22 protein-coding genes are annotated in these 22,682 nt (G+C 53.5%); 16 read left to right on the plus strand and 6 right to left on the minus strand.

Annotation, left to right across the window (positions count from 1 at the left end; genetic code table 11):
- Positions 1-34: 34 nt before the first annotated feature.
- Positions 35-2,197, minus strand: a complete 2,163-nt coding sequence (glgB, locus tag R2083_RS12255) for a 1,4-alpha-glucan branching protein GlgB (RefSeq protein WP_317539003.1) — start codon at positions 2,195-2,197, stop codon at positions 35-37.
- A 166-nt stretch (positions 2,198-2,363) separates the two neighbouring features.
- Here glgB and glgC point away from each other — a divergent pair, with 166 nt between their 5' ends.
- The 5 genes from glgC to glgA all read left to right on the plus strand — a co-directional run bounded on the left by glgC (position 2,364) and on the right by glgA (position 10,741).
- Entirely contained in the window at positions 2,364-3,689 is a 1,326-nt protein-coding gene (gene glgC / locus R2083_RS12260) for a glucose-1-phosphate adenylyltransferase (protein WP_317538631.1), read from the plus strand.
- Between the two features lie 73 nt (positions 3,690-3,762).
- Entirely contained in the window at positions 3,763-5,466 is a 1,704-nt protein-coding gene (locus tag R2083_RS12265) for a glycoside hydrolase family 57 protein (RefSeq protein WP_317538632.1), read from the plus strand.
- 88 nt (positions 5,467-5,554) lie between these two features.
- Positions 5,555-7,564 (plus strand): alpha-amylase/4-alpha-glucanotransferase domain-containing protein, encoded by a 2,010-nt coding sequence (locus R2083_RS12270; protein ID WP_317538633.1) that lies wholly within the window; start codon positions 5,555-5,557, stop codon positions 7,562-7,564.
- 57 nt (positions 7,565-7,621) lie between these two features.
- Positions 7,622-9,256, plus strand: coding sequence for a glucose-6-phosphate isomerase (gene pgi, locus R2083_RS12275; protein ID WP_317539004.1), 1,635 nt, complete (start codon positions 7,622-7,624; stop codon positions 9,254-9,256).
- 9 nt (positions 9,257-9,265) lie between these two features.
- On the plus strand, positions 9,266-10,741 hold the full coding sequence (glgA, locus tag R2083_RS12280; protein ID WP_317538634.1) for a glycogen synthase GlgA: 1,476 nt from the start codon (positions 9,266-9,268) through the stop codon (positions 10,739-10,741).
- Positions 10,742-10,798: 57 nt separating this feature from the next.
- On the opposite strand, the gene R2083_RS12285 is transcribed toward glgA, so the two are convergent.
- Complete coding sequence (locus tag R2083_RS12285) at positions 10,799-12,211, minus strand: dihydrolipoyl dehydrogenase (protein WP_317538635.1); 1,413 nt, start codon at positions 12,209-12,211, stop codon at positions 10,799-10,801.
- A gap of 471 nt (positions 12,212-12,682) precedes the next feature.
- Here R2083_RS12285 and R2083_RS12290 point away from each other — a divergent pair, with 471 nt between their 5' ends.
- Complete coding sequence (locus tag R2083_RS12290; protein ID WP_317538636.1) at positions 12,683-12,967, plus strand: hypothetical protein; 285 nt, start codon at positions 12,683-12,685, stop codon at positions 12,965-12,967.
- 94 nt (positions 12,968-13,061) lie between these two features.
- Positions 13,062-13,799 (plus strand): Crp/Fnr family transcriptional regulator, encoded by a 738-nt coding sequence (locus tag R2083_RS12295; RefSeq protein ID WP_317538637.1) that lies wholly within the window; start codon positions 13,062-13,064, stop codon positions 13,797-13,799.
- A gap of 27 nt (positions 13,800-13,826) precedes the next feature.
- On the opposite strand, the gene R2083_RS12300 is transcribed toward R2083_RS12295, so the two are convergent.
- The 3 genes from R2083_RS12300 to R2083_RS12310 all read right to left on the minus strand — a co-directional run bounded on the left by R2083_RS12300 (position 13,827) and on the right by R2083_RS12310 (position 15,228).
- Positions 13,827-14,357 carry a peroxiredoxin gene (locus tag R2083_RS12300; protein WP_317538638.1) on the minus strand — a complete coding sequence of 177 codons (531 nt, stop codon included), beginning with the start codon at positions 14,355-14,357 and terminating at the stop codon, positions 13,827-13,829.
- A 183-nt stretch (positions 14,358-14,540) separates the two neighbouring features.
- Positions 14,541-14,855, minus strand: a complete 315-nt coding sequence (locus tag R2083_RS12305) for a BolA family protein (RefSeq protein WP_317538639.1) — start codon at positions 14,853-14,855, stop codon at positions 14,541-14,543.
- Positions 14,856-14,949: 94 nt separating this feature from the next.
- Positions 14,950-15,228, minus strand: a complete 279-nt coding sequence (locus tag R2083_RS12310) for a CsbD family protein (protein ID WP_317538640.1) — start codon at positions 15,226-15,228, stop codon at positions 14,950-14,952.
- 291 nt (positions 15,229-15,519) lie between these two features.
- Between R2083_RS12310 and R2083_RS12315 the strand changes: the two genes are divergently transcribed.
- The 6 genes from R2083_RS12315 (at position 15,520) to R2083_RS12340 (ending at position 19,520) form a co-directional block, all read left to right on the plus strand.
- Positions 15,520-17,328 carry a cytochrome C gene (locus tag R2083_RS12315; RefSeq protein ID WP_317538641.1) on the plus strand — a complete coding sequence of 603 codons (1,809 nt, stop codon included), beginning with the start codon at positions 15,520-15,522 and terminating at the stop codon, positions 17,326-17,328.
- 24 nt (positions 17,329-17,352) lie between these two features.
- The gene (locus tag R2083_RS12320; RefSeq protein ID WP_317538642.1) at positions 17,353-17,787 is read left to right on the plus strand and encodes a VOC family protein; all 435 of its coding nucleotides are present in this window, start codon (positions 17,353-17,355) and stop codon (positions 17,785-17,787) included.
- Entirely contained in the window at positions 17,784-18,002 is a 219-nt protein-coding gene (locus R2083_RS12325; RefSeq protein WP_317538643.1) for a hypothetical protein, read from the plus strand. Before R2083_RS12320 ends, R2083_RS12325 begins: the two co-directional genes overlap by 4 nt.
- Positions 17,953-18,489: a GFA family protein gene (locus R2083_RS12330; protein ID WP_317538644.1), complete on the plus strand. Its 537-nt coding sequence runs from the start codon at positions 17,953-17,955 to the stop codon at positions 18,487-18,489. Before R2083_RS12325 ends, R2083_RS12330 begins: the two co-directional genes overlap by 50 nt.
- A gap of 25 nt (positions 18,490-18,514) precedes the next feature.
- On the plus strand, positions 18,515-18,871 hold the full coding sequence (locus tag R2083_RS12335; RefSeq protein WP_317538645.1) for a hypothetical protein: 357 nt from the start codon (positions 18,515-18,517) through the stop codon (positions 18,869-18,871).
- A 178-nt stretch (positions 18,872-19,049) separates the two neighbouring features.
- On the plus strand, positions 19,050-19,520 hold the full coding sequence (locus R2083_RS12340) for a hypothetical protein (RefSeq protein WP_317538646.1): 471 nt from the start codon (positions 19,050-19,052) through the stop codon (positions 19,518-19,520).
- 238 nt (positions 19,521-19,758) lie between these two features.
- On the opposite strand, the gene R2083_RS12345 is transcribed toward R2083_RS12340, so the two are convergent.
- The gene (locus tag R2083_RS12345) at positions 19,759-20,562 is read right to left on the minus strand and encodes a hypothetical protein (RefSeq protein ID WP_317538647.1); all 804 of its coding nucleotides are present in this window, start codon (positions 20,560-20,562) and stop codon (positions 19,759-19,761) included.
- Between the two features lie 220 nt (positions 20,563-20,782).
- Between R2083_RS12345 and R2083_RS12350 the strand changes: the two genes are divergently transcribed.
- The 3 genes from R2083_RS12350 (at position 20,783) to R2083_RS12360 (ending at position 22,668) form a co-directional block, all read left to right on the plus strand.
- Positions 20,783-21,025, plus strand: a complete 243-nt coding sequence (locus R2083_RS12350) for a type II toxin-antitoxin system Phd/YefM family antitoxin (protein ID WP_317538648.1) — start codon at positions 20,783-20,785, stop codon at positions 21,023-21,025.
- A complete protein-coding gene (locus R2083_RS12355; protein ID WP_317538649.1) occupies positions 21,001-21,285 on the plus strand; it encodes a Txe/YoeB family addiction module toxin in 285 nt (94 codons plus the stop codon). Before R2083_RS12350 ends, R2083_RS12355 begins: the two co-directional genes overlap by 25 nt.
- Before the next feature lie 117 nt (positions 21,286-21,402).
- Positions 21,403-22,668 carry a glutamate-5-semialdehyde dehydrogenase gene (locus R2083_RS12360; RefSeq protein ID WP_317538650.1) on the plus strand — a complete coding sequence of 422 codons (1,266 nt, stop codon included), beginning with the start codon at positions 21,403-21,405 and terminating at the stop codon, positions 22,666-22,668.
- Positions 22,669-22,682: the final 14 nt, after the last annotated feature.

Consider the following 22,682-nt stretch of genomic DNA (forward strand, 5'->3'; position numbering starts at 1 on the left):
GCATCGCTTCTCGAATACGCAATAAAAATATCACTCATGATTGCAACGCAAACACCACCCCCGCCAGCGGCGGCAACGTAATCGCAATCGAGTCGGCGAATCCCATCCATGGCATTTGCACGCTGGCGATGTTGCCGAGGTTGCCCATGTTACTGCCGCCGTAATACGCCGAATCGCTGTTGAAGATTTCGCGGTACATGCCCCCGGCGGGAACGCCGATGCGGTAGCCGTTGCGCGGGACCGGGGTGAAGTTGAGGATGACCAGCACGAACGCGCCGTCTTTGCCGCGCCGCAGGTAGCTGATGGTGGATTGATCGGCATCCTGGCAGTCAATCCATTGAAAGCCTTCGGCGGCGAAGTCGAGTTGATGCAGGGCCGGGGTGTTTTGATAGCAGCGATTCAAATCGCGCAGCGCGGCTTGCACACCAGCATGCAAGGGTTGTTGCAGCAAACCCCAGTCCAGCTCGGCGCTTACACGCCATTCCAGGCGCTGCGCGAATTCATTGCCCATGAAAGTGAGTTTTTTGCCCGGACAAGTCATTTGGTACGTCAATAACAGGCGCATATTGGCGAATTTCTGCCAATCGTCGCCGGGCATTTTGTTGAGTAGCGAGCCTTTGCCGTGCACGACTTCATCGTGTGAAAACGGCAGGACAAAGTTTTCGCTGTACGCATAGAGCTGGCTGAACGTAAGTTGATCCTGGTGATAGCGCCGGTAAATGGGATCTTGGCACATGTACGACAATGTGTCGTGCATCCAGCCCATGTTCCATTTCATCGAAAACCCCAGGCCGCCGACGTAGGTCGGGCGCGACACCGCGGGCCAGGCGGTGGATTCTTCCGCCAGTGTCAGCGCGCCGGGAAATTCACCGTGCACCATGACGTTCAGATCGCGCAGAAAATCGATCGCTTCCAGGTTCTCCCGGCCGCCGTATTTGTTCGGCAGCCATTCGCCTTCCTTGCGCGAGTAATCGAGGTACAACATCGAAGCGACCGCATCGACGCGCAATCCGTCCAGATGAAATTCGGACAGCCAATAATGCGCGCTGGACAGCAGAAACGATTTCACTTCGTTGCGTCCGTAATTGAAAATGTACGTACCCCAATCCTGGTGAAATCCCAAGCGCGGGTCTTCATGCTCGTACAACGCCGTGCCGTCGAAGCGCGCCAGCGCGAATGCATCCTGCGGAAAATGCGCAGGCACCCAGTCGAGAATCACACCGATTCCCGCTTGGTGGCAGGCATCGACAAAAAAGCGGAAATCATCGGGTGAGCCATAACGGCTGGTGACGGCAAAATAGCCGGTGGTCTGGTAACCCCACGATTCGTCCAGCGGATGTTCCGAAACCGGCATCAGTTCGATATGCGTGTAGCCCATGTCCACTACATAAGGCAACAGGTGCTGCGCCAGCTCGCGGTAATTATAAAAACGCCCATCGGGATGGCGCTTCCACGAACCGGCGTGCATTTCAAAGATGTTCAGCGGCGCGTGCAGCCAGTCCCAGTTCTCGCGATGAGTCATCCATGCCGTATCTTGCCAGTCAAAACCGCTATCCGCGGGCGCCAATGCCGCCGTCTGAGGGCGCAGTTCAAAGCGCTGGGCATACGGGTCTGTTTTGATCAGAATCTCGCCGCTGGCGCGGTTGCGAATCTCGAATTTGTACAGCGAACCGGGCGGCAATTCCGGAATGAACAATTCCCAGACACCGCTGGCATGATGCACGCGCATGGGATGCATACGGCCGTCCCAGCGGTTGAAATCACCGACCACACTGACCCGTTCAGCATTCGGCGCCCACACCGCGAAACGCATGCCATTCACCCCGGCATTGCTGACAGAATGTGCGCCGAGGGTACGATACGTCTGCCATAACTTGCCTTCGTTGAACAAGTACAAATCGTGATCGGAAATTTGCGGCGCAAAAGCATACGGATCGAATAGCTCATAAACGATATGCCGCTCCCCTTTTTTCTCGATGCGCAAACGGTAGGGCATAGCAGGGGCAGTGTCTCCACGCCATTCGAAAATTCCATCCGGATGGATGCGTTGCATCGGCTCAAAACCGGTTGCCGTCCTGATCCACACCTGTACGTCGTAGGGACGGAATACCCGTACCAGCGTTTGACCCTGCTCACGGTGCAGCCCGAGGTAGGCATAGGGATCGTGCAGGCGCGCATCGAGCAGCGCATTTTGCATGGCGTTAGTTTTTCTGACTGTAATCACATTATTTGACCGGTTGGCTGATATCTCGTGAATTATAACGTGTCTGCTCTTTGACTTAAGACAATTGAACTGAGAGCTTAATGTGAGAAAGTGCCATAATACGATACTATATCGACATGCATTAAAAAGGGACATCGCGATGGACAATCATAATGAACCGCACTATGCCGGTGAATCCCAGGCGCAAAACAAAACCGGCAGTCACTTCCACAGCAACATTTCGCACGACACACTGGCGCTGATTCTGGCCGGAGGACGCGGCAGCCGCTTGCATCAACTGACCGATTGGCGCGCCAAACCGGCGGTTCCCTTTGGCGGCAAATTCCGTATCATCGACTTCCCGCTTTCCAACTGCGTCAACTCGGGTTTCCGGCGCATCGGCGTGGTCACGCAATACAAGGCCCAAAGCCTGATCCGCCATATCCAGCACGGCTGGAGTTTTCTCGATGGGCGTTTCAAGGAATTTATCGAACTGCTGCCCGCGCAGCAGCGCACGGCCGATGAAACCTGGTATCAAGGCACAGCCGACGCGATTTTTCAGAATATCGACATTATGCAGCGCCACGCAGCTAAATACGTGATGATTCTGGGCGGCGATCACATTTACAAAATGGATTACAGCAAACTGCTGGCCGAGCATATCCAGAAAGGCGCGGATATGACGGTGGCTTGCCTCGAAGTTCCATTGGAAGAAGCCACTGCTTTCGGGGTGATGGGCGTCAATGAAGCCTGGCAGGTCACCAGCTTTACCGAAAAACCGGCACATCCTGCGCCGATACCGGGTCAACCGGAAAAAGCGCTGGCGAGCATGGGAATCTATGTGTTCAACGCCGCATTTCTTTACCAGCAATTAATCCGCGACCATCAAACCCAGGACTCATCGCACGATTTCGGCAAAGACCTGATTCCTTACCTGGTGCCGCGCTACCGCGTCTTCGCGCACCGTTTCCAGAACAGTTGCGTCAACATGGCATCGGATACAGTACCGTACTGGCGCGATGTGGGAACGATCGACGCGTATTGGGAAGCCAACGTCGATCTCGTCAGCGTCACCCCGCAGCTCAATTTGTACGATGCCGACTGGCCGATCTGGACGCATCAGGAACAATTGCCCCCCGCCAAGTTCGTTTTCGACGACGACGACCGCCGCGGCCAGGCTTTGGATTCTTCGGTATCGGGCGGTTGCATTATCAGTGGCGCGACGGTGCGCCGTTCCTTGCTGTTCTCCAATGTCAAAGTGAATAGTTTCAGCAGTGTGGAAGATTCGGTCATCCTGCCCGATGTGGTGGTCGGCCGGCATGCGCGCCTGCGCCGTGTGGTGGTGGAAAAAAAATGCATCATTCCCGAAGGATTGGTGGTGGGCTATGATCCCGATGAAGATCGCAAGCGGTTCTATGTAACAGATAGAGGTATTACCTTGATCACACCCGAAATGCTGGGACAGGAAATCCACAAGGCCTGCTGACCTGGTCATGGCGAACGTAACCTATGAGAAGCCTCTCTAATAACAATAATTCAGCGGGTATCACCATTTTTAAATGAAGCAATTAAATCTAGTTTTACTGTGGCACATGCATCAGCCGGACTACCGGGATTATGTCACCAACGAATTTGTGTTGCCGTGGGTATATCTCCATGCCATCAAGGACTATACCGACATGGCGTATCATCTGGAAATGCACCCGCGCACCAAAGCAGTCATTAATTTTGTGCCGGTGCTGCTGGATCAGCTGGAGGATTTCTCCATGCAATTTTCCACCGGGCAAATCCGCAGCCCCTTGCTGCGTCTGTTAGCAACACCCGACCTGGAACACATCTCCATCCAGGATCGCTTATACGTGTTCGACAGTTGCTTTCTCAGCAATCACACCACCATGCTGCAACCGTATCCGGCCTATAAGCGTTTGCACGAGCTCTACCAGATGTTCAACAAACGCAGCGAAAGCGAACTGACTTATTTCTCCGGGCAGTATTTAGCCGATTTGCTGGTGTGGTATCACTTGGCGTGGATGGGCGAAAGCGTGCGCCGCAATAACGAGTTTGTGATGAAATTGATGGCGCAAAGCCAGGAATTCAGCTATGAAAACCGCTTGCAACTGTTCAACCTGATCGGTGAATTGATCCGGGAACTGATCCCGCGTTACCGCAAACTCGCCGAATCCGGCCAGATTGAGTTATCCACCACGCCGCATTATCATCCGCTCGCACCGCTGCTGATCGATTTCACTTCCGCCCGCGACAGTCAACCCGGCGTAACATTACCGGAGCACCAACTGTATCCGGGCGGCCGCAGCCGCGTTGCGTTTCATCTTTCTTCGGCCATCTCCAGCCACACCCAGCGTTTCAATGAACAACCCACCGGGATATGGCCAGCCGAAGGCGCTTTGTCGTCAGCGTTACTGAAAATCTTTGCCGAGCAAAATTGCCAATGGAGCGCGAGCGGCGAAGGCGTACTGGCCAATAGCCTGCGGGCTTCTTATCCGGACGCGCCGTTACCGGACCGCAACGAGTATTTGTACCGCCCCTACCAAATCGATGGAGAATCCGGACAAGTCATCTGCTTTTTCCGTGACGACCAATTGTCCGACTTGATCGGCTTTGAATACGCCAAATGGTTTGGCCGCGATGCCGCGGAAAATTTTATCCAATCGCTGGAGCGGATCTACCATGGCACCCCTGCCGGTGAGAATCCGGTAGTCAGTGTGATTCTGGATGGAGAAAATGCCTGGGAGTCGTATCCCTACAATGGCTTTTATTTTCTCGATGATCTCTATGGTTTGCTCGAGAACCACCCGTTTATCCGCACCACGACGTACCGGAACTATATCGCCGGCACGGAGAAGACTAATATTACTAGAACATTGCCAACACTGGCGGCCGGTAGCTGGGTGTATGGCACCTTCTCAACCTGGATCGGCGACAAGGAAAAGAATCATGCCTGGGATATGCTCTGCGCCGCAAAACAGAGTTTTGACCTGGTCATGCAAAGCGATCGCTTGAGCGACGAAAGAAAGGTTGAAGCCAGCCGTCAATTGGCCTCCTGCGAAAGCTCCGACTGGTTCTGGTGGTTTGGCGATTACAACCCGGCGCACTCGGTCGCCAGTTTCGATCATCTATTCCGGTTGAACCTGATGAATCTGTATCGCTTACTTAAACTGCCGGTACCACCGGCATTACAGGAATCGATTAGCAAAGGCAATGAGCAAAACGAAGCAAGCAGTGCCATGCGGCGGTCTTCATAGCACCTGATCAGCTCCAACTGCATCGCGCAGTTGTATAATCGGGTGTGCGGTCGCGCTGGTTTTTAAAAACGACTACCAGGATCATTGAATGTCACAACGTGTATCGCTACTTTTCGGTGTGCATGCGCACCAGCCCGTCGGTAATTTTCCCGAAGTGCTCGAAGACGCGCATCTGCGCTGTTACAAACCGTTTCTGCAGGTGCTGTACCGCTATCCGGATTTCCGCTTTTCCGTGCATTTCTCCGGCTGGCTGCTCGATTACCTGTTGCAGCGTTTTCCCGATGATATGGCATTACTGCACGAAATGGTCGCACGGCGGCAAGTGGAGTTATTCGGCGCTGGCGATACCGAACCGGTGCTGGCAGTCATTCCCAACCGCGACCGCACCGGGCAGATTGACGCCTTCTCCAATAAATTAGCGGCAAAATTCGGTCAACGCCCGCAAGGCGCATGGCTCACCGAACGCGTGTGGGAATCCACCGTCGTTCCGTCGCTGGCGGATTGCGGTATCCGCTATGTCACCGTGGACGACTACCATTTTCTCTGCGCGGGCAAAACACCGGAGGAATTAAACGGTTACTTCACCACCGAAGAAGATTCCCATAAGCTCGACTTATTCCCGATTTCCGAATCGCTGCGCTACAAAATTCCTTTTTCTCCCGTCGAGGAAACCATCGCCTATCTGGAATCACTCGCCGGTCAGCATGCGCAAAATACCCGCGCGGCGGCGATTTACTTTGATGACATCGAGAAATTCGGCATCTGGCCGGAAACTTACCAGTGGGTATACGAAAAAGGCTGGCTCGAACGTTTTATTCAAGGCGTACTCGCTTCGAACAAAATCAGCACGCAGCACTACAGCGAATATCACGCCAGCGAAAAAACCCGTGGCATCGTCTACCTGCCCACGGTATCGTACATTGAGATGAACGAATGGACCTTGCCCGCGCAATCCGCCAATACCTACGCGGACTTGGTGCAGCAAGCCAAAACCAGCGGCTGGTACGAGCACAAAAAAGCGTTTTTACGCGGTGGTATCTGGAAAAACTTCTTCTCGCGTTACCCGGAATCCAACTGGATGCATAAGCGCATGCTGAGTCTATCCGCACGGCTGAATGCGCTGCCGCAAAAGTATCGCAGCGCGCTGATGCAGCAAAAGCTTTACGAATCGCAAGCCAACGATGCTTACTGGCACGGCCTGTTCGGCGGGCTGTACTTGCCGCATCTGCGCCGCGCCGTGTACAACGCGCTGGTTGAACTGGAAGCGTTGCTCGACGCGCGCGCGCCACGCGCGGCGTATTTCACCGAAGACACCGATCTGGACGGCGTGGAAGAAACTTACTTGCACAATGGCGTTCTGCAAGCCGTGCTGAAACTGGATCAGTTTGCCAGCATTTGCGAGCTGGATGCCTATCCGCTCCGGCATAATTTTGGCGATACCCTGCGCTGCCAGGTCGAACATTATTATCAGAAAATTCAACCGGGCGCAGGCGCGCCATCCAGCCACACAACTAGCGGCATCGCCTCCGCGCATGACCGAATCAGCTACAAGCATGAAATCAGCGCCGAAGACATTGTGCCGGACGATCATCCGCGTAATCTGTTCGTCGACCGCCTGGACGGCATGTTCATCACCTACCGGTCTCTGGCTTCAGCGCTTGAAAACAACCATTTCCAGTCGGAAAACACGGCGTATCCGGTGCATAAACTGATTATGCTGGACGGCAACCGGCTGCAAGTCACTTATCATTTCACCGCCAAACTGGCGCACAGCTTCAGCACCGAAATCAACTTGGCGATGCCGAGCTGCGACGGTGTCGGCGGACGCTATATTTATCAAGGTAAAATTCCCGGCGGCTTCGGCCAGTGGCTCGAATTAACCGGTCTATCCGAACTCACCCTGGACGATGACACCTTGGGCGGCAGTGTCACACTGACGACATCTCATCCGGTTACATTACGTGCACACCCGCATTTCTCGGTATCGCAATCCGAAAGCGGGTTTGAAAAAATTATGCAGGCAACGACGCTTATCCTGGAATGGCCGGTCACAGCACCGGAGTTGATCGTCACCTTGCAGATCAATACCAGGAAATAGCAGAGAACCGGCTAATCGTCAGCATGATCCATAATCTCAGCAGTTAACACAAATATGATGCCATCCCTTACGCAATCACCGGCCTGGCTTGCGCTGCAAGCTCATCAACCCGTCATGGCGCAACAGCATTTGCGCAGTTTATTCCAGCAAGATCCGCAGCGTTTTGAGAAATTCTCGCTGCTGTTCAACGATATTCTGCTCGATTATTCAAAGCAACCGGTCAATCAGGACACGGTCGATCTGTTGCTGGCACTGGCGCGGCAGCAAAAACTGAGCGATTGGATCGAGCGCATGTTTGCCGGTGAAAAAATCAATTCCACCGAGCAGCGCGCCGCATTGCATATCGCGTTGCGCAGCGAGCAGCCGGTCCATGTGGGTGGCATCGACGTGTTGCCGGAAGTCAAACGCGTGTTGAAACAAATGGAGCGTTTCACCATCGCGGTGCACAGCGGCGCGCGCAAAGGCTACAGCGGCAAAATGTTCACCGACATCGTCAACATCGGCATCGGCGGCTCGGATCTCGGCCCGGTAATGGTGACCGAAGCGCTCAAGCCTTACCAGCTCAGCAGCATCACGGCGCATTTCATTTCCAACATCGACGGCGCGCAATTATCCGCCACGTTGTGTCATCTCAATCCTGAGACAACCTTGTTCATCATCGCTTCGAAAACCTTCACCACGCAGGAAACGCTCACCAACGCGCACACCGCGCGCACCTGGTTTCTGGCGCACGGCGGCAGCGAGCAAGACATCGCGCAGCACTTTGTCGCGGTATCGACTAATCGCTCCGCGGTGGAAAAATTCGGCATCGATCCTGACAACATGTTTGAATTCTGGGATTGGGTCGGCGGGCGTTATTCGTTATGGTCGGCAATCGGCTTGCCGATTGCGCTCGCCGCCGGCATGGACAACTTTTATGCCCTGCTCGCCGGTGCGCGCGGCATGGACCGGCACTTCGCCACCGCGCCGCTGGAAAAAAACCTGCCAGTGATACTGGGCTTGATCGGTATCTGGCAAATCAATTTTTTCGATACATCATCGCATGCCGTATTGCCGTACGATCAATCGCTGCATCGCTTTCCCGCTTATTTGCAGCAACTGGAAATGGAAAGCAACGGCAAGCGCATCACCCGTAACGGCGAGGCGGTCGATTACGCCACCGGCGCGGTCGTTTGGGGCGAACCCGGCACCAATGGGCAACATGCGTTCTATCAATTATTGCATCAGGGCACGCAAACCGTTTCCGCCGATTTTCTGGCGCCTTGCCAGAGTCATTATCCGGTCGGCGATCACCATCGCATGTTGTTGGCGAATTTCTTCGCCCAGACGGAAGCATTGATGACCGGCAAGAATGAACAGGAAGTCCGCGCCGAGCTAACTGCACAGGGCATGAGCGCGAATGCCGTGGAACAATTGCTGCCGCACAAAATTTTTCCCGGTAACCGTCCGACCACGTCGATTCTATTCAAAAAACTCGATCCCGAAACACTGGGGGCGTTGATTGCCCTGTACGAACATAAAGTGTTCGTGCAAAGCGTGATCTGGAATATCAATCCGTTCGACCAATGGGGCGTGGAGCTGGGCAAGCAGCTGGCGGGAAAAATCCTGACCGAACTGGAACACACAGGTACCGTCACTTCTCACGACGCATCCACCAACGGCTTGATCGGTTACTTCAAGGCCAACCAGTAGACAATCCTCATGCCGTCACCGCAAGAACTGCGTGTTCTATTCATCACGCCGGAAGTTTTTCCACTCTGTAAAACCGGCGGTTTGGGCGATGTCAGCGCGGCATTGCCCGCCGCATTACGCGCATTGCATACCGATGTGCGGCTGCTGCTGCCGGGTTACCCGCAAGTGCTGGCCGGGGTTAAATACAAATCCAAAGTGGCCGAGTTCACCGCGCTGCCGCAATTCCCCCCCGCCACCTTGCTGTCGGCACGGCTTTCGCTGAGCAAAACCGAACACATTCCGGTCTTTGTCATCGACTGTCCGGGGTTGTACCGCCGCGATGGCGGGCCTTACATGGATGAATTCGGGCGCGACTGGCCGGACAATGCGCTGCGTTTCGGTTTGCTGTCGAGAATCGGCGCAATTCTGGCCAGCGACGACAGTCCGATCGCTTGGCGTCCGCACATTGCGCACTGTAATGACTGGCAAAGCGGTCTCACGCCCGCTTACCTGCATTTTCACCCCGGTAAAAAAGCCGCCACGGTCATGACGATCCACAACCTCGCATTCCAGGGTGTTTTCCCGCCCGGCAGCGTGGTGCAACTGGGATTGCCGCCGCACAGTTTCGCTATCAACGGCGTAGAATATTACGGCAATCTGTCGTTCCTCAAAGCGGGACTCTATTACGCGAACCATATCACCACGGTCAGCCCCAACTACGCGGAAGAAATTCAAGCGCAACCGTTGGGATTCGGCTTGCAAGGACTACTGGCGACGCGCCGCAGCCACTTGTCCGGGATCGTCAACGGCATTGATGTCAACGAGTGGGATCCCGCGGCCGACAGGCATCTAGTCAAACATTACAGCAGCAAAAAACTCGCCGATAAAGCGCTCAACAAAAGCGCATTGCAACAGCAGATGGAACTGACGGTAAACGCCGAGATTCCGCTATTCGGTGTAATCAGCCGCTTGAGCCACCAAAAAGGAATCGATGTGCTGATCCAAATCGCACCGCAACTGGTAAAAATCCCCGCACAACTGATCGTGCTCGGCAGCGACCAAGCGCAATTGGAACACCAGCTGTCGATGCTGGCGCAAGCCCACCCCGGCGCTATCGCCGTGCGCATCGGCTTCAACGAGGCGTTATCGCATCTGATCGAAGCCGGCGCGGATTGCTTCCTGATGCCGTCGCGTTTTGAACCGTGCGGCCTGAATCAAATGTACAGCCAGCGCTACGGCACTCCGCCGGTAGTACATGCAACCGGCGGCCTGCTCGACACCGTGGTTGATTGCACACCGCAAACCCTGGCCAATGGCAGCGCCAGCGGGTTTGTATTCGACACGATGAGCGCGGATCACTTGCTCGCCACGATCAAACGCGCGGCAGCGGCTTATCACGACAAAAAAATCTGGCATCGCTTGCAGAAAAACGGTATGGCGAAGGATTTCAGCTGGCATGCCAGCGCGGCGGCTTACCGGGAAATCTATTTGTCGTTGTTATCCTGATCCCGCATTCTGGCTGCTCGTCATAGCGCCATTAGCGCATGCAGCGCAAGACAGCTATCAATCAAGCGCTTCCGTATTATAAGCGCCGCACATGGACAAATCGGATTCGTTGACGGACGGCAGCTGCACCGCCAGCGCGCGCAGTGCCGTGCGCAGACCCTCTTCCAGAACCGGATGGTAAAACGGCAGACGCAGCAATTGCTGCACTGTAAGCGAGCGATCGATAGCCAGTGCCAGCAGATGTGCCATATGTTCGCCAGCAGGCGCGCACATTTCCGCACCCAATAACTTGCCGCTTACTGCGTCGGCATAAAGACGCTGAATACCCTTGTTGCGCTGACCGGCGCGCGCCCGTCCCTGACGGTCAAAATGTACTTCTCCTACCACAATCTTTGCCGGATCGAGCGCCTCAAAGCGGCTGCCTACGACTGCGATGTCCGGATCAGTAAAAACGATGGCCAAGGGTGTCCGGCGTGTAAAGCAAATTGGATGAGAACGCATGGCATTCAGCCCGGCGATATATCCTTCATCGGCCGCCTCATGTAGCAGCGGCGCTTGGTCATTCGCGTCACCCGCCATGAATACGGGCAGATCAGCCACTTGCATGGTACCTGGGTTTACAGGCGGCATGCCGTGTTCATCCAGCGAGACGCCCAATGTCTCGAGACCCAGATTGCCGATATTCGGACGTCGCCCCAACGCCGCAAGCACACAATCGACTACCACTTCTATACTCCCGGCACGTACCTGCACGCCATCTTTCACAAGGCTCAATTCGGCTTTCTCGCCCATATGCAGAGGAAATTCTTTCTTAAACAGATCAGCCGCCACTGCAATCACCTGCGGGTCTGTTAATCCGGCAATCGCTTTACCGCCAAATGCCGCCACTTGAATACCCAGCCGAGAAAGCGCCTGCGCCATCTCAGCGCCAATGGGCCCCATGCCCACAACAGCCATGCGTGCGGGCAGCGTTTCCTGTTCAAATAAGGTATCTGTCGTGAGCAACCGGTTTCCCAATGCATTCCAGGGCGCAGGTACAACCGGACGCGATCCGGTCGCAATAATAATTTTATGCGCACGCAATTCCGTACCATTGACTTCCAATCTATCCGGCGCAAGCAGACGCACACGCCCGGAAATGGCGCGTTCACCGAGTTCTTCCGTCGTTTTTACCGTGCTGGCAACAAAATCATCGCGTAACCGCCGCACACGCCGCAGCACCGCCGGTATATCCAGCGTAAGCTGATCCCCGCCGCGGATACCGAATTCTTCAAAGGTACCGCGGCGATGAAAGGCATTGGCGGCTTCAATCAGCGTCTTGGATGGCATACAACCCACCCGCGCGCAGACAGTCCCCCAGGGTCCGTCATTGATAATCACAAAGTGTTGCGTATATTTTCTCACTTCCCGCAGCGCGGACAAGCCTGCGCTACCCGCTCCGACGATAATCACATCCAGTATTTCATTCATGGCAATTTCCTCCAATGAAGGCGGCAATTCAGTATTGTGCCTATTTGTAATTCAGGGTTCCGGTGTTCCCGTATCCCGATTTCCCAGATTTAACTCAGAGCGCACCCTGAGTTGCACGGATCAACGCATCCGGTTTTACTTGGATCATTGCAGCTCATTGGAGTTGATGCGGGTAATCCATCGCTTTAACTGGTTACAGTATCAAAACTGGAGAAACTGAGGATTACCGCCGGATTTCACCACTATTCAGTCTGGTAAGACGCTGGTGGCGGCCATTTTACGGCAGCTCTCCGCGCAGTCGCGGCAGGCCTTGACACAATCCTCCATGCCGCCGATCTGTTCGCAACTCTTGGCGCAAGCCTCGCAGATTTCTGCACAGGTAGCACAAACCCTGTGATGAAAGATCGAACCGCTTAACATTAAGTCAGCTGAAAACTGACAGATTTCGACGCAATCGATCATGAGGCGGAAATGACTGGCTTCGACATGTTTGCCACCCACTACAAGACAATGATTCATCGCAGTATGCAAACAGGTTTCGTGGCAGCGGCTACACGCATCTATGCACGCCTGCATGTTGATATCGTTCATATCATATTCTCCAGCAAGGTAAAAGGCGCTAAGCGATTGGCACTCATTGCAGTTCGTCTAAAAGAAAAAGCGGCAGATATGAATTGCAATTACGCAAAAGATACGAGGCGCGAAAAGAAGCGTCTGTACGGTATCACACAGAGCGATCACTCAAAATTATGCTAATATTCGGACTGCAAAACACTTCTCTTAAAAAGATCAACGAGTTCCAGACGAACTGACGATTCAGGTCAAGGCCGGAATAATTTGGATAGCCATTATGCCCACGGCCAAAAAAACCCCCTCCCAAATACAGAATCTGCTTCTGGCAGCCTTGCCGGAAAAGATATTCGACAAGATTGAACCTTCGTTAAAACTGGTCGACCTGAAACTGGATGAAGTCCTGTGGGAAATGAACGAAAAGCGCAAACATATCTATTTTCCCACGAGTGCCATGATCTGCTTGCTCTACGAAACAGAAGACGGCGAATCGATTGAGGTTGGAATGACCGGCAGGCAGGGACTGGTTGGTGTCGTCACTTTTATCGGCGATGCCCGAATGGCTAAACGGGCTGTAGTCATGAATCCTGGCCAGGCCTATGTGATGCAAGCCAAAGATGTTGAGCAATATTTTGAAGAGATATCCGGCTTTCAGGAAATCTGCATGCTGTATACACAGACGCTGCTTGCCCAGATTTCTCAGAATGTGATCTGTAATCGCCTGCATTCTATCGAACAGCAGCTATGCCGGTTCTTGCTGATCATCAGCGACAATCTGCAAACGACAACCATCCATATGACCCACAGCCGTATCTCCAGCGTGCTGGGTGTGCGCCGCGAAAGCGTTTCCGCCGCAGCCGCGCAGCTTCAGGACAATGGGTTCATCAAATATACGCGCGGCAAAATCGAATTACTTGACCGGAAGGGTCTGCTGGGCGCCGCGTGCGAGTGTTACGAGGTTGTTAAGGATCAATACGAAAGGATACTGGGAAAATATATCTCCCAGCACGATTCGTAATGACACTTATAGTTTTTCAACGGCCTGTTAGCGAGATCTTAGGTACTTCAGCATAGCGTCAGCGCTTGAAATCTCAAAAGGATCGGTAGAGCAATGGTCCGCAAAACCTGGCTCCACAAATATTTTCTCGATCTGCTTATCCTGAACAACCATGGAATACCGCCAGGAACGCATGCCGAATCCTAAGTTCGATTTGTCTACCAGCATTCCCATCTTGCGCGTGAACTCGGCATTGCCATCGGGCAGCATGAACATGTGCTCGACCCCGAGATGTTTACGCCATTGATACATAACAAATGCATCGTTCACCGACAAGCAAATCACCTCATCGACACCCAGCGTTTTGAAATCGTCATAGCGCTGCTCGTAACCAGGCAAATGCGCGGTAGTACAGGTCGGCGTGTAGGCGCCGGGTAATGCGAATAATACAATCCGCTTATTCTTAAAAATATCGTCCGTCGTTACATCCTGCCAGCGAAATGGATTATCGCCGCCTATCGATTCATCGCGCACGCGCGTTTTAAATGTTGCACTGGGGACTTGCCATTGCTCGATCATGATTGCCTCCTGAAATGATTGCGCTATTTTTCAATTGCTATACCCGAATGGGCAGATAACCGGGAACGCTATCCCGCATTAGACTTCCCCTTTACTGCGCTCTTACAACTCAAGGGTTAAATTGGCCACTTCGTAACCAGGCTAAAATCTCGAACAATGGATGCCCATTGATTAATCCCGGGGCTATTGAGATTTAGCGCCCCCCAGGCATGGCGGCGAATCGTTGCGTGTTCCACTCTTTTCAAACCATTCTTCCATCGTCATGGTGTGTAGAACAAGCGCATGAATCGATTGCGCCAGCTCATCAGCCAGGATTTGATTCACCATCCGGTGACGCGCCACAAGTATTTTTCCCTGAAATGCATCGGAAACGATCGTCACCTTGAAATGGGATTCGGATCCTGCCGGTACATTGTGCTGGTGGCTTTCATTAACCACTTCCAGAAATTGCGGTTGCAGTGATTGCAGTTTGGTTTCGATCGAATTCTTAATGTTCACAGTACGTTCACTCTCCTATCGCGCAGCGCGGATTCCAACAGACAAAGCCCGTCAGTCTACCGTGATTCGCCCGTCCTGTTGAGCTTTGCTCGTGTCATTTACCTTGTTCAATATCTTGCTTGAGATCACCATAACCCTTCTGGGCTTTGCCGACATTTTTTTGCACATTGCCTTCCGTTTGCATTTTTTTATCGTCCAGTATCACGCCAGTGGCTTCCTTAACTTTACCTTCGGCTTCACCGATTCTGCCGTCTACTTGGTCTTTATTCATCGGCGCGGGCACATGGCTTTTTTGCGCATTAACGCCAAAGGCGCAAAACGTCAATGCGATGACGGTCACTAACTGAGTACATTTCATTTTATTGAATTGCATGTTTTTTCTCCCTGAGAAAATAATTGAAATCAGGAATTCCTCCTGAAAACTTTTCAGCCGCAACCGGATAGTTGCAGCCCGGGCGTGAATTACTTATTCCACTGCCCGGAAGTTACATTACAATCATCTTTGAATTGGATCTGTACAGTAACGCACATATACACAGGATAAAATCAAAAAACCGGTTAATCCGCTCCCGATGCGCTACCAAAGCCAAGCGGCAACCGGCCCGCGCTGAGAAATGCCGCACAGCCTGGAGCCTTCTATTCAACTTCACGATAAGGAATGTCCATGAAAACCCGGATCGCTGTTCTGTTTGCCCTATCCGCCATCACCCTCGCAGCTTGTAGTTCGCATCCCTTGGAAGCCCCATCGCCTCCGGCTTATGTCAGCCCGGTGCCGGATGATTGGCCGCAGGCGCAAGCCAAAATAGTGCAGAAAAAAGCAGACTATCTCCAATCGCATCAGGTCGCTTACGACTGGTTCGGCAATTTTGCCTTCAGCGAAGCCGACGGCATTCCCTATCTCGTTTTGAAACTGCTGCCGAAACTCGCGCCGGAACTGTGGGGCAGCGAGGACAACTTTCTCGACGCGATCGGCCTGTTCATCGACGAGCGGCAAAAAACTTTCCCGGTCGCGCGCGGTATCGGTTTCAGCGGCTTATCGCGAGCCGAAGCGCAAGGCAACATCGACTACGCTTCGTTTACCTGCGGCGCCTGCCACATTGGCCGCGTGCGGCTGGAAAACGGGCAAATGGATTACCTCGACGGCGGGGTGAACGGTTCGTTCAACATTGTGCAGTTCCGCGTCAAAGCATACCAAACCCTCCAAAAAGCCTACGCGGGCAAAACCGGCGATGAGCGCTACGCAGTGCTAACGCAAAAGCTGCTGAACGCATTGGATGCCACGCACCAGCAAAACCCGAATTACTTTTACAACAATTACCAATCCGCGGGCAGAAAATTCGATGCGGATTACGAAGCGGCGCAGATCGCGCTGTTCAAGAAAACCGCCGGGCAAACGGTGAAAAAATACGCGCAACGCGTCGAAGCCGAATACGAAGGCTTTGGCGCTCTGGTCGCCAAAAACTACCCTGGTCTTGAATCCGCGATGATCGCCGGTTTTCCCGGCATGGCCGACGCCACCGGTTTGAGCGCGATCAACGGCTATATCGGTTTGCGCAGTAAACCCATATTGAAATGGTTCGCCGGTATCGTCCTGCCGCCCGAACCGGGCATTACCGATTTCATGTCGGTCTGGGAACAAGACAAGCGCCTCGCCAACTGGGATGAAAGCCATAAACGGCTGATCAATGGCGGCGGGCAATGGAACGGCAATATACCGATGCCGATCTACCGCAACCTGGTCGCTATGCTCACGCTGGGCTTGGAACAGACCGACGTGCGCGTCGCCGCGTTTGCCGAAGAATTGCTCGATGGCCTGCCCGCCAGCCCTTATCCGTTTGCAGTCGATGTTGCATTAGCCAAAAAGGGACAGGACTTATTCGCCGAACACTGCGCCGATTGCCATCAACCGAAAAACGGCAAGGTCTACGACAACCTCGGCACCAGCATGAAACGGGCTTACGTGGTCGGCGCGGTGCTGAACTACGCTGCACGCAAGGGGTTGTACGACAACTGTTCCCCGGATACCACCATCCGGCTGTACAACAAAGACATCAAGCCTTGCGCCGAGTTTGACGGCGTCTCGCTGGCCGGTAAAAAAGACTTGCTGATGTCACCCAATAGCGAACACCACGGCTACAACGCCCGGCCGTTGAGCGGTGTGTGGGCGCAAGCGCCGTATTTGCACAACGGCACGGTGCCGACGGTTTATCATCTGCTGGTACCGGACGAACGCCCAGCCAGTTTCGTCAAAAGCCGCCTCGATTACGACCAGAAACTGCTCGGTTTCTCCTGGAGCCCGCAACAGACAAGCGATAAGGAAGAAGGTTATGTGTTCCAGACCAATGCGGTACCCGCACTGAGCAACAAAGGTCATGACAAGGATATCGTCGAAGGCAAGAAAACCTACCGTCTCAACTGGTCAAACGACAAGGACGGTGCGTTTGCGATCATTGAGTATTTAAAAACTTTGTAACGCTCTGCAAAAGGAGGAATCATCATGGCCAACCCTTTAATTCAACCGTATTTGATGTTCGGCGGGCGCTGCGAAGAAGCGCTCGAATTCTACCGCACCGCGCTCGGCGCGCAGGTCGACATGCTGATGCGCTTCAGCGAAAGCCCCGATCCCACGCCGCCCGGCATGCTGCCACCGGGATTTGAAAACAAAGTCATGCACGCCAGCTTCCGCGTCGCCGGCAATGTGATAATGGCTTCGGATGGTTGCGAAGTAGGAACGCAATTCAAAGGCTTTTCGCTGTCGATTTCGGTCGCCACAGAAGCCGAAGCGGATCGCTATTTCGCCGCGCTGTCCGATGGCGGCCAGGTGCAAATGCCGCTGACCAAAACCTTCTGGTCGCCGCGCTTCGGCATGCTCACCGACCGCTTCGGTATCGCCTGGATGATCAACGTCATCGGCGACGAACACGTCGCATGAGCTCCCGCATTCTGGCTATCATTGCCGCCATCGCTATATTGACGGCAACCGGTTGCACCACGCAGCAACTCCACAATACCGGGCAGGCATGGCAACGCAACCAATGCACCCAGCTGGTGGATCAACAGGAACGCGAGCGCTGCCTGGCCAATGCCGGTGCTTCTTATGAAACTTACAAGAAACAGTCCGATCTGGAAAACACGCCAGGAAAGTAACGATCCGACAGCCGGACACTTCCTGTTCATAGACGAAACCATCAAGGAGATTTCCATGGATCAAAAGGTATACAAGGGCCATTGTTTTTGTGGCGCGGTTGAGTTTACGGTAACCGGTGAGCCGGATGCGATGGGTTATTGTCATTGCGAATCCTGCCGGCATTGGTCTGCCGGTCCGGTCAATGCTTTTACGCTATGGAAGCCCGCAGCGCTGCAAATTACGCGCGGCGCGGACAACATCGGCACCTACAACAAAACGCCGCAAAGTGCCCGCAAATGGTGCAAAACATGCGGCGGTCATATTTACTCCGAGCATCCCGGCTGGAATCTCATCGATGTATTTGCCCCCATCCTGCAGAATTTCTCGTTCCAACCAGCCATTCACGTGCATTATCAGGAATCCGTGTTGCGCATCGCGGACGGACTGCCCAAGATGAAAGATGTTCCGAAGGAAATGGGCGGTTCGGGTATCAGCATCGCGGAATAAAAAACCGGTATTCGCGTTAAAGGAAATGACCCTGAACTTTGAAATCATGAGCGAACAGCAGATTCTGGCGATCGCCGATCCAATCATGGATAACTTGATGGATGCCTCCACCCAGCTCGACCACGCCCGGCATGTGCGCGATTTCACCGAGCGGCTGAAAACCATCGTCACGCTGGATTATTTTCAATGCATCTGCCAGCAATACCAGACGGAAAAAGGCTACTTCACTACGCGAATCCCTGTCTCCGTCTTCCGCCGCTCGGACTCGGCAGCGCTTGTTTGGAAGCAAGCGTTCACGAAAGCACCGGGCGAGTTTGTTGCGGAAATGGTGCTGGTGCATCGGGATGGAAGGTATTTAGTGGATCATGTGATGGTGTTTTGAATTGTCGCGATCTCCAATCAAGATCGAGCTGCTGTAGATAAAGAAAAATTTATTATGAAAAAACTCCAGTTGATCCAGTCTCATGAAAAAAAGCAAATTGCATGCAACATGCCATGATAGATTTTATCTTTGATGTAATAGATTACGTTATCTCAGGTACTTAATTCTAGTTAAAGCCATGGAACAATTGCTTATCGCACTCAAGGATTACGCAGCAATTATTGTTGCCTGTGTCGCCGCAGCAGTCTCAATCGTTAATCTCTTCTGGAGCGCACATCTCAATGAAGGGCGAGAGCGGCGGAAAGTTCTTTGGGAGAGGGAACTCAATCGATTCTCTGAGCTTGAAGACACCGCAGGCCGCCTTGTCGAAGATTTGCTCTCTTACAATATTCGATCTGATGAAGAACGAGCTGCCGCACGGGAAAAATTACAGCTCTTGCGTGCTGCAACGGGTCGCTTTCTTCGCTACCCGAGCATTGCTTCCGCTCTTCGTGATGTTACGCACTCTGCCGGTTGGTACATATCGCAAGACATGAAACATGAGACAAGAGCCGAGTCTGAGGAGGCTCGAAATGATGTAACAACAAGTTTTGGAAAACTCATTGCTGCTATTGATGAAACGCTCAAGAGCGCCCCGAGAAGGCTCTAACTCACCAATCAAAAGGAACGATGCAAAAACACGCCGTTCCTTACTTTTACTTTAGGCTCCGCAAGACAACTATCAGCTCGTACAGCCGAACGAGAATCCCGGAAGCAGCTAGTGAAGCATCAACAAAGCCGCGTTTTCATTTCGTTTTCAAGACGGAACCGCTCAGTCGCAAAACACTAACGGGATCAGGTCTCGAACAAAGAAAATGCATAGTTGACTTGAGACTGATGATCGTTATCTACCGATGCCGAGGAAAACCATGGCTATGCCCACTCCCGCCACGGCCCTTACCAAATAATATCGCAGCAGCGACAAGTGCAACGATAGCAACACCGGAGACTACTTTTCTCCAGTCAACGACGGTTTTATAGAGCTGAAAATCCTCGCGCCAGCGCATGCGTTGCCAGATTTCATCCGGGGCCAGTGCATGGGGTTGGCCGATGGCATCCGGCGTGACGGTAATTTTTTGATCCGCCCGGACAACCACGAATTGCCCTGTATCCTCCCGCGTCATCACTTCAATTGTGCCGCTGAGCACCATAATGCTGGTTTGCTGTTGCGATACGTTGATTTGCAGCACTGCGTTTTGGGCTTGTATCCTGGCATGCAGTGTTTCGATATCGTGCAGACAACTCGATGTGTCCGCGTACGCTTTGCCGGCATTGAACTGGTCGACGCGTATCGAGCAGGTTGAATCCGATGCTTTGAATTCAATGCGTGCGCCGCTTTGCATCCCCGAGCTTATGAACGCGTTATTCTTTACCGGCGCAGAAACTTTTACTTGCTCGCCGTTCAATAACACGTTTTTGCCCGACGCATAGAGCGTTCCGATGACGGCATCGCTCGCTCCGGCGTTGCGATGAAGGCGGAACCCCATATTCTCGTCTTGCTCCCAGAAACCACCGTTTCCGGCAAAATTCCTGTCCTGGATGGGCACGGTTTTACAGCCGGAAAGCAGCATAACGGCCAGCACAAGGAACAGAATGTGTACGCCCGGCTCGCCTTGTTTGCGAGAGAATAATTCGATTCTTGTGATGCTCATTTTACCTCTCCTTTCAGTCGTACTTTCCGCACAAATTGCCGCTGGGGTCACTGTAATGCGATCTGTCTGAATCGGGACTGAATGAAGCGCGAAGCCCGATAGCGCGCAATTGGAGTTGCGCCGGGTATTGCTCCAATCAATCGCACCATTTCCAGGTGATTACTTTTCTCTTTGACACCACGTACGCCACAGCGTACGCTTCTATTTTTTGGAGGTGACTATGACCATACTCAACGCCACGGAAGCCAGAGCAAAACTGTACAGTTTGATTGACGAAACGGCTCAGACTCACCAGCCGATCATGATCAAAGGAAAACGAGCCAACGCCGTGCTGCTGTCCGAGGAAGATTGGAATGCGATCAATGAGACGCTGTATTTGTTATCGATTCCCGGCATGCGTGAGTCGATTATTGAGGGACTCGCTACCGGCGTCAGTCAATGCAGCAAAGACTTGGATTGGTGATGTGGTCGCTCGTTTACACCAGCCAAGCCAGAAAAGATGCAAAGAAGCTATCATCCGCCGGTTTAAAACAAACGGCGCAGGCACTGCTCGACATTATCCGGCAAAATCCGTATCAAAATCCCCCGCCGTATGAAAAATTAGTGGGTGATTTATCCGGTGCCTACTCTCGGCGCATCAACATTCAACATAGGTTGGTTTATCAAGTTCTCGAACAAGAAAAAATCGTAAAAATTCTGCGCCTGTGGACGCACTACGAATAACCGCACCCCTCCGGCTTTTGTGAATCACCGCGGCCGTTGCCGCTTATCCTATCGCTTCCATCTTGTACTATAATGCCCCACTACCCGGAAATTCATATCCTTATCAAAACGAAATCCATGAATACCACAGATATCAAAAGTTACATGCAAGCCGTCGGACAGGAAGCGCGTACAGCGTCACGGCTGGTTGCCAAAGCGGATACGGCGGCGAAGAATCGCGCGCTGACGGCGATGGCGGATGCTATCCGGCGCGACGAAGCGCTCTTACTGGCAGCCAACGCCAAGGATCTGGACAATGCGCGCGCCAAGGGCTTGGAGGCGTCGATGATCGACCGTTTGACGTTGTCGGCCAAAGGCGTGGCAACGATGGCGGAAGGCTTGCTGCAGATCGCCGCACTGGCCGATCCGGTGGGCGAGATCAGCGGGTTGAATTACCGTCCGTCCGGCATTCAGGTCGGCAAAATGCGCGTGCCTTTGGGTGTGATCGGCATCATTTACGAGGCGCGCCCGAATGTGACCGCCGATGCCGCCGGTTTATGCCTGAAAGCGGGCAATGCGGCGATTCTGCGCGGCGGTTCGGAAGCGATTCACAGCAATCAGGCGATTGCCGCGTGCGTCAAGGAAGGTTTGCGCGTGGCCGGTTTGCCGGAAAGCGCGGTGCAAGTGATTGAAACCACCGACCGCGCGGCGGTAGGTGAGCTGATCACGATGAAGGACTTCGTCGATGTCATCGTGCCGCGCGGCGGGAAGGGGTTGATCGAGCGCATCGCCAACGAGGCGCGCATCCCGGTGATCAAGCATCTGGACGGCGTTTGCCATGTGTACATCGACGATCAGGCGGATTTCGACAAGGCGATCCGCATCGCCGACAACGCCAAAACGCAGCGCTACGGCACTTGCAACACGATGGAAACGCTGCTGATCCATGCCGGTATCGCAGCAAAAATTCTGCCTGCGCTGAGCAAGATTTACTTCGATAAAAATGTTGAACTGCGCGGCGATGCGGCAGCACGCGGCATCATTCCGCAAATCAAGGAAGCCACCGAACAGGATTGGTACGAGGAATATCTCGCGCCAATTCTCAGCATCCGCATTGTCGACGGGTTGGACCAAGCGATCGATCACATCACGAAGTACGGCTCGCAACACACCGACGCGATTGTCACGGAAAACTACACACGCGCACGCCGTTTTCTGCGCGAAGTCGATTCCAGCTCGGTGATGGTCAATACCACGACGCGTTTTGCCGACGGATTTGAATACGGTCTGGGGGCTGAAATCGGTATTTCGACCGACAAAATCCATGCGCGCGGCCCAGTCGGACTGGAAGGATTGACCAGCCAGAAATTCATCGTGCTGGGCGACGGCCAATTGCGGCAATAATCCGCCGCACACGT

Source organism: Nitrosomonas sp. Is35 (genome assembly GCF_033063295.1).
In the GTDB taxonomy this organism is placed as follows: domain Bacteria; phylum Pseudomonadota; class Gammaproteobacteria; order Burkholderiales; family Nitrosomonadaceae; genus Nitrosomonas.